Source organism: Legionella wadsworthii DSM 21896 = ATCC 33877 (genome assembly GCF_000701265.1).
Lineage (GTDB): Bacteria > Pseudomonadota > Gammaproteobacteria > Legionellales > Legionellaceae > Legionella > Legionella wadsworthii.
Genome location: NZ_KL370759.1, coordinates 1,009,271 through 1,024,504, shown reverse-complemented (window position 1 = coordinate 1,024,504; position 15,234 = coordinate 1,009,271). Strand labels below are relative to the sequence as shown.

Genomic DNA, 15,234 nt, shown 5'->3' with positions numbered 1-15,234 from the left:
TTAAATGGGTTAAGATGCTAATAGGTTTAAAAGGAAAACAGACCAAGGATACTTGCCATGGAACATGATCACGTAAGAGAAAATTCAACATCCTCTGCAAATCAAGCGATAGATTATCAAATAATTTCAGAACTCCAGTATTTTTCGACTACTGATTCCAATGAAATTAACTCAAGGATTAATAAAATTGAGAAAGAATATAATATCGAAAGAATATTAGAGTTAAATGCTTCTATCTTGGCTTTTATTGGTGTGTTATTAGGAGCTTTTCTCAATATTTTTTGGCTCTTTCTTCCCGGTATCGTTCTGCCTTTTCTAGCATTCCATGCGATTCAAGGCTGGTGTCCCCCCATACCAATTTTAAGAGCATTAAAAGTACGCACTCAGAAGGAAATTGATACAGAAAAATATTCCCTAAAAATTTTAAGGGGAGATTTCGATAATTTACAAAGTGAAAAAGACGTACACAAGATTTTAGAATTAGTTCGTAAATAATCCTTTAATTATGTTTCATTGTCTTAATGCTACTCACGTTTTTAAATGATAATGGATGATCACTAATCCATCTTCCATTTTGCGCAGCCGGAAAGGGTGTTGAATGGCAATAAGTTTAAATCTAAAATACTGTGCTATATTTTAGAGGCTATTGATTAATATTTGGGATTCACAAATAACAAAAGGAATTTTCACATGAATAGATTACCTTTAAAAATTGGTTTGGCTAGCGTCTGCATGAGTGTTTCCTTATATGGCTGGACAATGGGAGGACCTTGCAAGGCTATTGCGATGTCTTGCATGCAAAATGGTTATTTCAAAGGCGGAGAAAATAAAGGAAAGGGTTTAGTTAAAGATTGTGTCTTACCTGTAGCTATGGGAAAAAAACAACTGCCCAACACTAATTTTAGCCCTGATCAATTAGAACAATGTAAAACAAAGCTCGCTGAAAAAATGAAAGGTAAGTTGCAAGAAAAAATGCAAGATAAAATGCAGCAAAATAGTGATCAAAATATGCAGCAATGATCTCTGAATCCTCTCCGATAATGGAGAGGATTATCGTTATTCCTTCTGCAAAGACTCCATTACTGCGCCTAAAAAGCGAGTTGCCTCTCCTCCGGTAACGGCTCTATGATCAAAACTTAAAGACAAAGGTATCATATTGTGTGCTTCTATCTTTCCATCTGCACCAACAACTGCTCCTTGATAAAGTTTTCCAACAGCTAAGATTGCTACCATAGGTGGTACAATGATTGGACTGGCAAAGCGGCCTGCAAATTTTCCAAAATTAGAAAGGGTTATTGTAGCTCCTTTGAGTTTGTCTGCAGTAATTTCTCGATTACTTACGGATTTTTTAAAATCATTAATCATTTGTCGCAGATCATTATCTGAATGTTTTCCTGCATCATGGATCACTGGTACGAATAATCCTTCTTCATTATCCATAGCCAAGCCGAGATGAACTTGCTCAAAACATTGTCTTGCACTATGTTTTGTGTCAAACCAAGCGTTTAATGCAGGTTCTTTTTTTGCAGCATAGATAATAGCTCGAATGAGGCGTACTGTAATATCAGAACCTGTTTTCCATGCACTAATATCCGCTTCATCAAAAATGCTGACTGGAACTACTTCTATGTGGGACTGAACCATGCTATTAAGCATTGCTCTTCTCACACCTCGCAGAGGCTCGAAACCTGCTGGGATTTCTGAATTTTTAACCGCTTGAGCCTGAACGTCGTCGCGGGTAATTACCCCAAATTCACCAGTTCCTTTAAGAGTAGATAAATCAACACCTAATTTTTTTGCAAGAATTTTCACAGCTGGTGTCGCTCTAATTCGACCTTTTTTTGTATCTTGAATGCCCACGGTAAAATTATCTTCAGAGACTTCACTGCTCTCTTCTAAATTACCTACTACAGTACCCTTATCTTCTGTTTTACCACTCATTGATTTAAAAGCAACTAAGGGTTCACCGGTTTTAATTACATCCCCAGGCTTACCGTATAATTTACTAATTATACCGGATTGGGGACAGGGAACATCAACCACAGCTTTTGCTGTTTCCATAGAGACTAAAGGCTGATCGGCGATAACTGTATCGCCTTCTTTTACGAACCATTCATGTATTTCGGCATCGGGTAAGCCTTCACCTAAGTCAGGTAGATTGAAAATATTCATTATTACTCCATTATGCTCATAACGCTATTTTTGATACGTGTAACACTAGGTATATATTGTTTTTCCAATTGGAAATAAGGCATCACAGTATCATAACCGGTTACCCGCTGAACGGGTGCTATTAAATCAGCCATGGAATTTTCCATAATCTGTGCCGATATTTCTGCTCCAACACCACAAGTTTTTGCACCCTCATGAACGATAACACAACGTCCAGTTTTTTCTACAGAAGCGAGAATAGTTTCAATATCTAAGGGTTTAATCGATGCAATATCGATGACTTCGCACGAGATTCCATCATCGCTTAATTGTTTGGCTGCTTGTTGGGTTTCGTGAATACTGGCGCCCCAGCTTACTAGTGTAACATCATCACCTTGCTGTAAAGTAAAACATTTACCAATAGGCAAAGCTTCACCATTATCTTCAACAGGTTGCTTGACCAAACGATAAATTCGTTTCGGCTCAAGAAAAATCACGGGATCCGGATTACGCATTGCCGCCAAAAGTAGCCCGTAAGCACGTCGGGGAGATGAAGGAATTACCACCTGTAAACCAGGGATATGAGCAAATAATGCTTCCGTACTTTCCGAATGATGCTCTGGAGCCCTGATGCCTCCACCAAAAGGAGCACGAAAAACAAGTGGACAATGTAGACGTCCCCGTGTCCTGTTACGCATACGTGCGGCATGGGATATAATTTGATTCAAGGCGGGATAAATGAAACCCATAAATTGGAATTCAGCGACAGGTTTCAAGCCTTGAATTGACATACCAATAGCCAAACCGGCAATCATGGATTCTGCCAAAGGAGTATCAAAAACTCTTTTCTCCCCAAATCGTTCTTGTAATCCAACCGTGGCACGAAATACACCTCCGTTTTTTCCGACATCTTCTCCAAAAACCACCACATTTTCATCTTGAGCTAACTCGTAAGCCAAGGCCTGAGTTACCGCCTCAATTAAAGTAATGTCAGGCATGAGTTGCTTCCTCCATCGCCATTGCACGCTGTTCCACTAAATACTCGGGTAATTCCGCATAATGATAATCAAAAATGCTACTGATGGGCTGAACATCCATACTTAGATATTCATTAACTGCTTTCTCTACTTCGGCAGAACATTGGATAACCAATTGTTCTTCATCCTGAGCATTCCATATATTTTGGTCGATTAAAAATTCTTTAAAACGGGAAATAGGTTCTTTGGGTTTGGCTTTTTCAACTTCTTCACTCGGTTGATATCGAGTTGCATCATCTGCGGTGGTATGATCAGATAATCGGTAAGATAAGGCTTCAATTAAAGTAGGTCCCTCACCAAGGCGTGCTTTTTCAATTGCATCACCAATAATTTGTCTTGCAGCCAAAATATCGTTTCCATCAATTTGCATGCCACTAAAACCAGCCGCAATGGCTTTCTGTGCTATAGTTTGGGTTCCAGTCTGTTGATCTCGGGGAACAGATATAGCCCATTGATTATTATTTACTACAAAAACAACCGGTAATTTCCATGTTCCTGCAACATTCATCGCTTCATAAAAATCACCTTCTGAAGTGCCTCCCTCCCCAATACACACTACTGCAACTCGAGCTTGACTTCGATATTGGAATGCAAAGGCAACACCTGTGGCATGCAAACATTGTGATGCGATAGGAACACATATAGGCAAATCCTCTGATTTACAGGAGAACTGACTACCTCGTTCATCTCCTCCCCAGTAGGCCAAAATTTCAGACATTTTTACACCGCGCTGGATTTGGGCAGCATAATCGCGGTAATAAGGAATAAGTACATCTTCAGGATGCATGGCGTGACCTATGGCTGTTGAAATTGCTTCTTGACCATGAATAGGTGCATAGGTACCCATTTTACCTGTTCTTTGCAAAGCAATCGCTTTTTTATCAAAGGTTCGAGTAAGAACCATAATTTTATAAAGTTCTTTGAGCGCTGAGTGATCTTGAGCAAAAGTAGGTAGCTGGCCTATCAATTTTCCATGCTCATTTAAAAACTGAGTATATGTAATATCAAATTGAGCAACAGTTGACATAAAAGGCTCCTTGTCAATAAAGCGTTTGCATAGCATACTCACAAATTAATTCAAAAACCAGAGAATTAATAGGAATTCCCATTACTTAAGAAATTACAGTTTATAGTACGATTTTATTTAAATAAATTGTGTTGATGAGATCGAGTTTAAATTCTTTATATTAGCTAAAGAGGGTTATTTTGAGCCAATTTGTATCCCATTCATTGGAGTATCCTGCTTCACTGCATTCATATTATCAAAAGCTGAAACATTTACCGGGTTTTGTACTTTTAGAAAGCACGGATCGAACTTATGGAAGGTATGACATCCTAAGTGCCTATCCTTATGATGTTCTCCAAATAGATCAAAATAGCGATTTACCACTCGAATTAAAGAAAATAAACAAAATTTTATCCCCGAAACCTCCAGTAACTAATCTTCCTTTTCAAGGTGGAGCCATAGGGTATGTTTCTTATGATCTGGGTGCTCGGTTAGTAGGTATAGATTCATGTCCGCAACCTGATTTAAATGATATACCTTTATTGGATTTTGGTCTGTATGATTGGGCGCTCATTGTTGACCACTATCAAAATACAGTAACTTTATTCGCTGCAAATACCAACACAGCAACACTCCAAATTATAGATGAAGTACTAGAACTATGGCACATGACTTCAGAACAGTCCTGTGATGCAATCATTACCAGTGACTTTATATCCTTAATGAGAAAAGATCTTTACGATGAGGCATTCACGTCCATTCACCACTTTTTAAAGGAAGGCAGGAGTTACCAAGTGAATCTGACTCAGCCTTTTCATGCGTCTTATGAGGGGGATACTTGGGCTTTTTATAAGCAAATTTGCTTGCGAAATCCTGTTCCTTTTGCTGCTTACTTAAAAACATCTTATGCAGATATTTTGAGTTTCTCACCCGAGCGTTTTCTTTTGCATGAACAAGGGAAATTAATCACCTCTCCCATTAAAGGAACGATGAGGCGTTCAAGTAATGACATGGAAGATAATGTATTGAAAAATCAACTGTTAGCTTGCGAAAAAAATCGCGCTGAAAATGTCATGATAGTGGATTTACTAAGGAATGATCTCGGTAAAATTGCGCAATCAGGTTCTGTACTCGTTGACAAATTATGCGAAGTGCAAAGTTATAATTCGGTACATCATTTAGTCAGTACCGTTGAAGCCATGTGTTTGCCAAATATTTCTCCATTCGAAGCATTTCTATCCTGTTTTCCTGGTGGATCCATAACAGGGGCGCCAAAAATAGAGTCCATGCGGATTATTCATGAACAAGAATGCTATGCACGTGGTGTTTATTGTGGATCCATAGGTTATTTTTCGCGACATGGACGTTTTGATACGAATATTGCCATCCGTACAGTGACAGCAAAAGAAAAAATTCTGCATTTAGCTGCTGGTGGAGGGATAGTTATTGACTCAGATAAAGAAGATGAATATCGTGAATGTTATATTAAAATAGCAGCAATAATAGATGGATTTAAATGAATTGAAGATAAATAAAATACAACCATCAGCTGTGGTTGTTTTGTATGAACAAATATCCGATTCATTAATTTTGACGCAACGAAGTGATAATTTACGGGCACATCCGGGAGAAATCTGTTTTCCAGGAGGCGCTTGGGAAAAAGGAGATGAGAGTTATTATGCTACTGCGCTTAGAGAATTAAATGAAGAATTGGGCATTAGTGCTGATCGTATTACCTTAATCAAGGAAATGGATTCTGAACACACACTTTTAGGAAAAATTATCCATCCATGGTTTGCAAGTATAGAGACAATTATCCCTTATCAAATCAATTACCAGGAAGTTGCCCGTTTAATCTCAATTCCTATGGCCTTAGTCAAGGATCTTAAAAACTATAAAAATTTTAAAATTGAACGTAATGGACGATATTACATGACTTGTGAATTCATAGCCCATCAAGATTGGGTTTGGGGTGCAACAGCTCGTATTATGAGACAGCTAGCAAAATAAAGGTGGTAGAACAGAGCCTGGGCTGATTGCGATGATTTACCCAGGCTTTTCTTTTAAATTGCAACGGCTGGTTTTTTCTCGGGGAGACTAGGGGATGCTGAGCTTGAGTCTTTAAGTGCTCGTCTAAGAATTTTTCCCACATTTGTTTTGGGAAGCTCTTTATAAAACTCGACTACTTTTGGAACTTTATAAGCAGTTAAATGCTCTCTACAATAAGCAATTATTTGCTCTTCAGTTAAATCAGGATCCTTTTTTACAATGCATGCTTTAACGCGTTCACCGGATTCAGCATCGGCAACACCAACAACGCCTACTTCAAGGACACCAGGATGCATCGCAATAACTTGCTCCACTTCATTTGGATATACATTGAATCCAGAAACCAACAGCATGTCTTTTTTACGATCCACTAAATAAATGAAACCTTCTTCATCCATTTTACCAATGTCACCAGTTTTTAAATAACCTGTCTTAGTGAATACCAAAGCCGTTTCATCAGGTCGTTTCCAGTATCCTGGAGTAACTTGCGGCCCTTTGATACATATTTCCCCACTTGTTCCTATGGGCACTTCATGTTCTTCATCATCCAGTATAATGACATCGGTAGAAGGGATAGGTACTCCAACACTTCCATTATATTCCGTTAAGTTCATTGGGTTCATTATTGCAGCGGGACTGGTTTCAGTTAACCCATATGCTTCTAAAACAGGCGTTTCAGTAACTTCCCGCCATTTTAGTGCCACACTTTTTTGCAGGGCCATACCCCCCGCAAGGGAAATTTTTAAATTACTGAAGTCCACATCCTTGAACTTAGGATTATTCAACAATCCATTAAATAAGGTATTCACCCCGGTTATTGCTGAAAAACGTACATTCTTAATTTCTTTGACGAAATGCGGCATATCTCTAGGGTTAGTAATCAGTAAGTTTGTTGCGCCTAATTTCAAAAAGGTCAAACAATTCGCAGTAAGAGAAAAGATATGATAAAGAGGGATGGCTGTAATGATCGTTTCATCACCATCAATACCTATAGGTTTAATCCAAGCCTCAGCTTGAAGCACGTTAGAAATCATGTTGCCATGAGTTAAAATGGCACCTTTAGCTACTCCTGTGGTGCCCCCAGTGTATTGTAGAAATGCAATGTCATCGTGATCCAAGGTGACATGATGCAAGGAAGATTGTTTTCCTTCGAGTAAAGTATAATTAAACGAGACTGCATGAGGAATATTGAAAGCAGGTACCATTCTTTTGATATATTTCAATATGAAATTAATAATGATTCTTTTAGGTGCCGGAAATAAATCCCCAATTTCAGTGACTATGACGTGCTTTAATGTGGGGATAGAAGCTAAAGCTTTTTCTACTGTTTTTGCAAAATTGGCAAGTACAATAATTGCCTCAGCGCCCGAATCATTCATCTGGTGGATAATTTCGTCGGTTGTATAGAGCGGATTGGTGTTCACTACAACAAATCCGGCGCGTAGGATCCCAAATAAAGCCACGGGGTATTGAAGAACATTAGGAAGCATGATGGCTATCCGTGTTCCTTTATTCATATTCAGCTGTTGAAGATAAGCAGCAAAATTTCTGCTTAACTCATCCAATTCACCAAAAGTAATGCTGCTCCCTAAATTACTATATGAAAATTTTTCGGTATGACGAGAGCAGGATTCTTTAAACAACTCTATAAGGGAAGAATATTGACTAGGGTCAATTTCATGCGGAACTCCTTTCTGATATTGTTCAAACCACCGTTTATCCACCTTAATATCCTTCTGTTATTGGTTTTCACATGTTAGTATAAACAAAAATATAGGTTATGGATATCATACTCATGGGTGAAAATACAACACAAACTCAAGCATTTAAGTTAAAGGGGCGTCTTTATACATTTACAGTTTTAAATGTATTAAATACAAATCTTGAAGCTTTTTCGCAACAACTCGATGATACTATTGCCAAAGCACCTAAACTATTTGAGCATACGCCAATAGTTTTCGATTTGTCGTCAGTGCAAAACTTGGAATTTGATTTGCAGGCTTTGCTTCAAATTGCACGTGATCATGGCATGATTCCTGTTGCCATTCAGGGTGGAAGTGTCATCCATAATACTTTGGCACAAGCTCAAGGAGTGGCTGTTTTGCATTCTTCCTCAACCCAAAATAAACCCATTATCGAACGTCCCATTGAAAATCATTCTGAGCCCGCCAAATCGACGACCAAATTAATTACTACCCCTGTTCGTTCAGGCCAACAAGTTGTAGCAAAAGGGGCTGATCTCGTGGTGGCATCCTCAGTGAGTCATGGGGCGGAATTGTTGGCGGACGGATGTATTCATGTATATGGCGCCTTAAGGGGTAGAGCATTGGCGGGAATGTCCGGCGATAAAGAAGCAAGAATTTTTTGCCAATCTCTGGAGGCAGAATTAATATCCATTGCTGGATTTTATCGGTTAAGTGATGCGATCGAGCATTGTCATGGACCTTGTCAAATTTATTTATTGGATGATCATATTCAAATTGAGCCTTTATGATAGAAGCTGTTTTTATTTCTGATCTTCATTTACACCCTGAAGACCGTGCAATTCAAGAACGTTTCGACCGATTTTTGGAGTGGGCGCGAGTTTCTGTCAAAAATGTTTATATTCTGGGTGATTTTTTTCATGCCTGGATCGGGGATGATGCCCTTGATAACTGGAGTAAGGGTATCGCGAATCAATTATTTTCATTAAAAAAGCAGGGAATTAATTTATTTTACATGCATGGAAATCGGGATTTCCTAGTAGGAAAAAAATTTGCACGATTGGCTGGATGGACTTTTTTAAAAGAACCGACTGTCATAGAGCTTGGCCAGGATAAAATTCTGTTGGTGCATGGAGATAGATATTGCACTAAAGATTTAGCTCATCAACGTTTTAGACGGTTCACTCGAAACAGAATATTTTCTAGCTTGTTTTTAAGTTTACCCCTGAAATTTCGCGAACGAATAGTTAGTCAAGTACGCTATCGTAGTCAAATGAATCAGACTAAATCAATAGAAGAAATGGATGTAGTTGCTGAGGAGGTATTAAAGCATATGCTACATCATAAAGTCGTTCATTTAATCCATGGACACACACACAAACCTGGTACTACTTTCTATAAAAATAACTCGCAAAAATTGGCACGTTATGTATTGAGCGACTGGGATGACAAACCCCAGGCGTTGTGTTATGATCATACAAAAGGGCTCTATTTTGTCCATCTAGAATTTTGTGGAGAGGTAAGATATGACAATTAATAAAGATGAATTTGAAAAAGATGTAGAAGAAGCCAATAAACGCTCCGCAGAAGGAATCAAAAAATCGAATGAAGAACTTCGCCAGAAGGAAATTCAAGAGGATATATTAGAAGCAAACCGCAAATCTCGCCTGAGTTATCAAGATTGGTTACAACATCAACGTGATAAGCATATACATTCGCGAGACAAAGAAGGAAATGTACAAACATTATGGGATAATGTGAAACAGCATGCGGATAAAGTCATCCACTCAGGTCAGGAAGCTTATAATGACTGGCGTTCAAATATGATGCAGTTACTGACCTTATTAACAGAGCTGAATGAAGCCATTAATGTTTCAACAGAACAGGTACTGGTGGAAGGTATGGATCGTGCTCACCTCAATGAAGTAATAAAACAGGGCATGTATATCCCTCTGAAGGAGAAGCTCTTTCATGCCATTAAAGGCCAAGGTGAGGTTAATATACCAAAGCTACAACAAAATGTTCACTTTGAAGAAGGTAAGGGCGTTGTCATTCCCCCTGTAACACGGGCAGATGGTACTGCTTTTGGTAAAGAAAGCGGACCAATAGTGAATGATGCATTTAACAAACTGGTTGATCTATGGTTACTAGAAAACGGATATAAGCCTGTTCCTAATAAGCCCGGAGAGTATATTAGCACTGTCGATAGCTCACCTTTAACGAAACAAGCATTTAATGATCTAAAAAGGGATCACAGTTTGCAAGACTTCCTCGATGCACGTGCAGATCTAACTTATGAGAGTCCAAGAAGGGCCCCAGGTTAACTCTTAATTACGCACGGTATTCCGCTATGAAAGCGAAATACCGTGTCCTCTGCCAAAATAAACTCATTTTCCAGAGATAAGAAAATTTTAAGGCGTTGGTCAATATCTCCACCATATAATTTTGCTAGCCGTAAATAATCTTCAAAATGACGAGCTTCTGATTTTAGCAAAGTGCCATAGAACTTAGCTAAATCTGCATCATTTAGATAGGGTATAATGTTATAAAAGCGTTCACAGGAACGCGCTTCAATGATAGCACCAATGATGAGCTGATCGCATAAACGTTGGAGAACATCTCTGCTCGTCACTAATTTATGCAAATGAGTGGCATAACCAGATGGTTGTAGGGGACAAAATTGAATCTCTTTTTTGGCAAGCCATTGAATGACTTTTTCAAAATGAAGTAACTCCTCTCGGGCAAGTGGAGACATGACTTCAACCAATTCTTTCTTTTCTGGATATTTGCTAATAAAATTAATGGCAGTTGCTGCTGCTTTGCGTTCACAGTGGGCATGATCAATTAACAATATAGGAATATGATTGGCAGCAAAATCAAGCCATGCCTGAGGCGTTTTAACTTGTAAAAAATCATTTAATAATTGTAACTCAGTATCGAATCGTTTTAACATCTGCAAAATACACTATACTTATCAAATAATCTGTCTTATATCATATAGTTTGTAAAATTTGAATTGGATGAAAAATGAACGGGGAAGATACAAATATTGAATTAGGCCAATGGTTTTCTACTTACGGCATAATAACCGCAGAACGTATATTAGGCACCTACAAAATTATTCTTGCGCAAGGAGAATTAATCGAAGCGATAAAAAGCACCACTAGTTTTTATCATCGTTTGATTCGAGTTCCACTAAAAAGTGTATTGAACGGTATCATTTTACAACAAGCCAATGATTATCATGTTTATGTACAAAAATTGTTTATTGATTACCTTCTGTCAGGTGAGAATTCTAAAGGAGAAGAGGCACAAGGAGCTGCAACACGAGAGTTGATAGAAAATGAACGACAGAAATTGGTTACTGTGGGGGATGAATTCCATAAGATTCAAGGTGGTCATGATTATATCATTGCGACCAGTCAGTCTATTTTAATAAAAATAACTGCCATATTTAATAAAGAGATGGAAAAAACAATTACTGCTTTAAGAAAATCATTCAAGAGTTCGGGTTTTGATGCGAAAAAAAGTAAAATTCGCCAAGCAATCAATCATGCATTAATTCATTGTAATATGATAGAAGTACAACAAAATAAGTCTGTTTTTATCGAAAAAATGAATGATGTTCTTAAATCCTCATTAACAGAAGATTTAAAAGAAAAAATGTTAATGGATATAGATGAAATTCTGATGATTGACATGGACTTAGATGATCAAATAAATGATTTTGTTTCGCAAGCAGAAGAAATAAGCCGATCGGCAAACTCTTATCGAAATCTATTCTTTGAAACCATTCTTCGCGTTGTGGAACTCATGAAATCATTACCTGAGTACAAGATTGATCCAGAACAAGATGCCATTAATAGAGAGCCATTGCATTTTGACAAAAGTATTGGAGCCTTGTGATCCTTTAATGATGTAATTCCAACTAAAAGGATCCTAGATCTATTAGCCTAGGATGTTTCTCTAAATAAAGATGAAATTAGATTAGCCATATATTTGGCATTTCGTGTATAATATTGCACTTTAACTAACCCCCTATGGAGTCCAATGATGGCAAAAGAAACAACATTGTCAATTATTAAACCTGACGCAGTGGCTAAATCTGTTATAGGTCAAATATATACTCGTTTTGAAAATGCAGGCCTTAAAATTGTTGCTGCTAAAATGATGCAACTTTCACGGGAACAAGCAGAAAATTTTTATGATATTCATAGAGCACGTCCTTTTTTTAAAGATTTAGTCGATTTTATGATTTCGGGTCCTGTAATGGTTCAGGCGTTACAAGGCGACAATGCGGTGAGTAAAAATAGAGAGATTATGGGTGCAACAAACCCTAAAGAAGCTGCTCCTGGGACAATACGCGCAGATTTTGCTGACAGCATTGATGCCAATGCAGTCCATGGTTCCGATAGTCTTGAGAATGCAGCTCGAGAGATCGCATTTTTCTTTGAACCACACGAGATTTGTGAAAGATAAGATATGTATTTAGGCTAAGTAGTTTCTAGTTTTTCACTGATTGGTGCAACGAGACAAGAATAGAATCAATATCCAGGTTTTCGTTGCACTCCCAGTCCTGCCTATGTTTTCTTTCTTGGTTAGTCATTAAAGTCTGGAGTAAAAATGACGTTACATAAAGTCAATTTGCTTGATTACAATTATCAACAAATGAGAGATCTTCTCGATAGCTGGGGTGAGAAACCCTATCGAGCTCAGCAGATAATCCAATGGATCCATCAAGCAGGTTTAACTGATTTCACAAAAATGACTAATTTGAGTAAGGCGTTCAGAGAAAAATTGACACAACTTTCGTTTGTTCAATTGCCCGAAATTGTCGCATGTCAAAAATCTAATGATGGGACCCATAAATGGCTTTTGAAATTGAATTGTGGCAATTGCATCGAAACAGTATTTATTCCAGAAAGTAATCGCGGCACTTTATGCGTTTCTTCCCAAGTTGGATGTGCTTTAAATTGTTCTTTTTGTTCTACAGCGAAGCAGGGATTTAACCGAAATTTGACTACTGCAGAAATTATAGGTCAGGTATGGCTTGCTGTTCGTGAATTATCACAACTACAAGGGGTGCATGATAAAAAAGTTACCAATGTAGTGATGATGGGCATGGGGGAACCCTTACTAAATTTTGATAATGTTGTATCAGCAATGAGTATTATGATGGATGACTTCGCTTATGGATTATCAAAACGACGTGTCACGTTAAGTACTTCAGGGGTTTTACCTGATTTGGAACGCTTAAGACAAGTAAGCCCGGTTGCTTTGGCGGTTTCATTGCATGCCCCCAATGACGAATTAAGAAATGAACTTGTCCCTATCAATAAGAAATATCCTTTGGCGCAATTAATGGCTTTATGCAAAACTTATTTCAAAGATGAGCCCCGAAGAAAGGTAACTTTTGAGTATGTGATGCTCAAGGGAGTTAATGACCAACCAGAACATGCAAATCAATTGATAAAGTTATTACGAAATGTGCCTTCTAAGGTCAATTTAATACCTTTCAATCCTTTTCCAATGACACAATATGAGCGCTCTTCTCAGGAAGCAATAGATGCATTTCGAGATAAATTAATAGCCCACGGCATCAATACCATAACACGAAAAACACGAGGTGATGACATTGATGCAGCATGCGGACAATTAGCTGGAGAAGTTAAAGACAAAACAAGTCGATCTCAAAGATGGCAAAAATTACATTTTATTTCCAAAACAAAGCAAGAGCACCAGACGCAGAATAATGAATAGGCTAGATTTTATCACGCGAATAGGTTGAATCGTGATTTGACTCATACGATTCACATGAGCAGGCTTAGTCGTTTGATAATTAATAAAATGATTATTTATGACAAATCATTTTTAATTTAGTTGTAAGCGGTTATAATGCGCAATCATTTCTAACCTTTGTGTGGAATATAGTGTTGAAAAAGTTTTATTTCTTATTTGTTATGACCTGTCTGTTTTTGCAGGCATGTGTTCATAGTGAAAAAAGCGAAAAACAAAATTTTAAAAAAGCTGATTTGAGTAAAGCTGCATCTTATAATGTTCAATTAGGTCTAGGCTATTTAAAGCAAGGGGATAGGCCACGAGCAAAAAAGAAGCTCATAACAGCTCTAGAGCAAGAACCTAATTCGCCTGATGTAAATTCGGCGATGGCATATTATTTTGAACAAACAAATGAATTAGATCAGGCAGAAAAGCACTATTTGAAGGCATTGTCTCTGGCAAAAAATGGCGGGGCACAACTTAACAACTATGGTGCATTCTTATGTCGTCGAGGCCAATATAAAAAAGCGGAGAATTACTTTTTAAAAGCCGTAAATGATATAAAATATGTGCATACTGCTGGAGCTTACGAAAATGCGGGGCTTTGTGCTCTATCCGTTCCTGATGAAGAAAAGGCTAAGGTATATTTATCGAAAGCATTAAATCAAGACCCATCGCGAAGAGTTTCTTTTTATGAGTTATTAAAACTTGAAACCAAGAACGGTCATGATTCAGAAGCTTTTGCATTATTACAAAAGCACTCTGATTTAATTATAAATGACAAAATATTGTTATCTTTAGCCAAGGATATATCAGTTAAAGTGGGACAAAACACCTTGGCTGCAGAATATGAACAAAGCATCAATAATTTGAATTCCAATGTCGATAATAGTGGAGTAAATAATGAATACAACAACCACACTGGATGAGATTACTGCGGAAAACGATAATAATCCAGGCGAACAACTTGCCAATATACGCCAACAAAAAGGGTATACAGTGGAGTATGTTGCCAATAAATTACATTTACGGGCACGGATTATTGAATTAATCGAAAATAATGAATTTCATTTATTGCCTGAACCAGTATTTGTAAAAGGATATTTGCGCGCTTATGCAAAATTATTAGGTACTTCCCCCGAGCCTTATTTAGCTATATTCAACGAACAATTTGTTGTTGAGAAGAAGTCGGATCGTGCTTTATTATGGCAACAAAGTAAGCGTGAATCTCACAAAGCAGAGCATATCATTCGCTGGTTTACCATTTTGTTTGCCTTAGGCGTTATTGTGGCTGTGGGTGTATGGTGGCAAAAAAATCGAGACATGCAGCAGGTATTTACCACCAAAAAAGCTCCGGTTGATTTGTCTTTAAACCAAACACCAGCATCAATTGAAACAAAAGAGCTCAAACTGACGGATATATCAAAAATGCAATCATTATTAAATCCGAAACCAGAAATGTCACCTTTGGAGAAAGTAGGTGACTGAGAGAATTCAAGCAATACGAGGA

At 37.8% G+C, this 15,234-nt stretch carries 17 protein-coding genes; 12 read left to right on the top strand and 5 right to left on the bottom strand.

The genetic code is table 11. The features are described 5' to 3' along the window. Positions 1-57: 57 nt before the first annotated feature. Together BU07_RS0110725 and BU07_RS0110720 are read left to right on the top strand one after the other, a co-directional pair. Positions 58-495, top strand: a complete 438-nt coding sequence (locus tag BU07_RS0110725) for a hypothetical protein (RefSeq protein WP_031565903.1) — start codon at positions 58-60, stop codon at positions 493-495. A gap of 195 nt (positions 496-690) precedes the next feature. Beyond that, entirely contained in the window at positions 691-1,020 is a 330-nt protein-coding gene (locus BU07_RS0110720; RefSeq protein WP_051635539.1) for a hypothetical protein, read from the top strand. 36 nt (positions 1,021-1,056) lie between these two features. On the opposite strand, the gene BU07_RS0110715 is transcribed toward BU07_RS0110720, so the two are convergent. The 3 genes from BU07_RS0110715 to pdhA are packed head-to-tail and all read right to left on the bottom strand — an operon-like array spanning position 1,057 to position 4,215. Next, entirely contained in the window at positions 1,057-2,172 is a 1,116-nt protein-coding gene (locus BU07_RS0110715; RefSeq protein ID WP_031565899.1) for a dihydrolipoamide acetyltransferase family protein, read from the bottom strand. A gap of 2 nt (positions 2,173-2,174) precedes the next feature. Next, positions 2,175-3,149 (bottom strand): alpha-ketoacid dehydrogenase subunit beta, encoded by a 975-nt coding sequence (locus BU07_RS0110710; protein ID WP_031565897.1) that lies wholly within the window; start codon positions 3,147-3,149, stop codon positions 2,175-2,177. After that, positions 3,142-4,215, bottom strand: coding sequence for a pyruvate dehydrogenase (acetyl-transferring) E1 component subunit alpha (pdhA, locus tag BU07_RS0110705; RefSeq protein ID WP_031565895.1), 1,074 nt, complete (start codon positions 4,213-4,215; stop codon positions 3,142-3,144). Before pdhA ends, BU07_RS0110710 begins: the two co-directional genes overlap by 8 nt. Positions 4,216-4,394: 179 nt before the next feature. Between pdhA and pabB the strand changes: the two genes are divergently transcribed. Together pabB and BU07_RS0110695 are read left to right on the top strand one after the other, a co-directional pair. Further along, on the top strand, positions 4,395-5,714 hold the full coding sequence (pabB, locus tag BU07_RS0110700; RefSeq protein WP_031565893.1) for an aminodeoxychorismate synthase component I: 1,320 nt from the start codon (positions 4,395-4,397) through the stop codon (positions 5,712-5,714). After that, positions 5,701-6,204: an NUDIX hydrolase gene (locus BU07_RS0110695; protein ID WP_031565891.1), complete on the top strand. Its 504-nt coding sequence runs from the start codon at positions 5,701-5,703 to the stop codon at positions 6,202-6,204. The genes pabB and BU07_RS0110695 overlap by 14 nt, the downstream gene beginning before the upstream one ends. Before the next feature lie 53 nt (positions 6,205-6,257). Here the strand turns inward: BU07_RS0110695 and BU07_RS0110690 are convergent, their stop codons facing one another. Further along, positions 6,258-7,967 carry an AMP-binding protein gene (locus BU07_RS0110690; protein ID WP_031565888.1) on the bottom strand — a complete coding sequence of 570 codons (1,710 nt, stop codon included), beginning with the start codon at positions 7,965-7,967 and terminating at the stop codon, positions 6,258-6,260. A gap of 71 nt (positions 7,968-8,038) precedes the next feature. Between BU07_RS0110690 and minC the strand changes: the two genes are divergently transcribed. The 3 genes from minC to BU07_RS0110675 are packed head-to-tail and all read left to right on the top strand — an operon-like array spanning position 8,039 to position 10,270. Further along, positions 8,039-8,737 carry a septum site-determining protein MinC gene (gene minC / locus BU07_RS0110685; RefSeq protein ID WP_031565886.1) on the top strand — a complete coding sequence of 233 codons (699 nt, stop codon included), beginning with the start codon at positions 8,039-8,041 and terminating at the stop codon, positions 8,735-8,737. After that, positions 8,734-9,483 carry a UDP-2,3-diacylglucosamine diphosphatase gene (locus BU07_RS0110680; RefSeq protein ID WP_031565884.1) on the top strand — a complete coding sequence of 250 codons (750 nt, stop codon included), beginning with the start codon at positions 8,734-8,736 and terminating at the stop codon, positions 9,481-9,483. Before minC ends, BU07_RS0110680 begins: the two co-directional genes overlap by 4 nt. After that, positions 9,473-10,270, top strand: coding sequence for a hypothetical protein (locus tag BU07_RS0110675; protein WP_031565882.1), 798 nt, complete (start codon positions 9,473-9,475; stop codon positions 10,268-10,270). Before BU07_RS0110680 ends, BU07_RS0110675 begins: the two co-directional genes overlap by 11 nt. Here the strand turns inward: BU07_RS0110675 and BU07_RS0110670 are convergent. Continuing rightward, positions 10,267-10,899: a MiaE family protein gene (locus tag BU07_RS0110670; RefSeq protein WP_031565880.1), complete on the bottom strand. Its 633-nt coding sequence runs from the start codon at positions 10,897-10,899 to the stop codon at positions 10,267-10,269. The two genes, BU07_RS0110675 and BU07_RS0110670, sit on opposite strands and share 4 nt — an antisense overlap. 74 nt (positions 10,900-10,973) lie before the next feature. Between BU07_RS0110670 and BU07_RS0110665 the strand changes: the two genes are divergently transcribed. The 5 genes from BU07_RS0110665 to BU07_RS0110645 all read left to right on the top strand — a co-directional run bounded on the left by BU07_RS0110665 (position 10,974) and on the right by BU07_RS0110645 (position 15,212). After that, complete coding sequence (locus tag BU07_RS0110665) at positions 10,974-11,852, top strand: hypothetical protein (RefSeq protein WP_031565878.1); 879 nt, start codon at positions 10,974-10,976, stop codon at positions 11,850-11,852. A gap of 147 nt (positions 11,853-11,999) precedes the next feature. After that, the gene (ndk, locus tag BU07_RS0110660) at positions 12,000-12,425 is read left to right on the top strand and encodes a nucleoside-diphosphate kinase (RefSeq protein ID WP_031565876.1); all 426 of its coding nucleotides are present in this window, start codon (positions 12,000-12,002) and stop codon (positions 12,423-12,425) included. A 144-nt stretch (positions 12,426-12,569) separates the two neighbouring features. Then, the gene (gene rlmN / locus BU07_RS0110655) at positions 12,570-13,706 is read left to right on the top strand and encodes a dual-specificity RNA methyltransferase RlmN (protein WP_031565874.1); all 1,137 of its coding nucleotides are present in this window, start codon (positions 12,570-12,572) and stop codon (positions 13,704-13,706) included. A gap of 170 nt (positions 13,707-13,876) precedes the next feature. Then, complete coding sequence (pilW, locus tag BU07_RS0110650) at positions 13,877-14,653, top strand: type IV pilus biogenesis/stability protein PilW (protein WP_031565873.1); 777 nt, start codon at positions 13,877-13,879, stop codon at positions 14,651-14,653. After that, positions 14,628-15,212: a helix-turn-helix domain-containing protein gene (locus BU07_RS0110645; protein WP_031565871.1), complete on the top strand. Its 585-nt coding sequence runs from the start codon at positions 14,628-14,630 to the stop codon at positions 15,210-15,212. The genes pilW and BU07_RS0110645 overlap by 26 nt, the downstream gene beginning before the upstream one ends. The last annotated feature ends 22 nt before the right edge of the window (positions 15,213-15,234 follow it).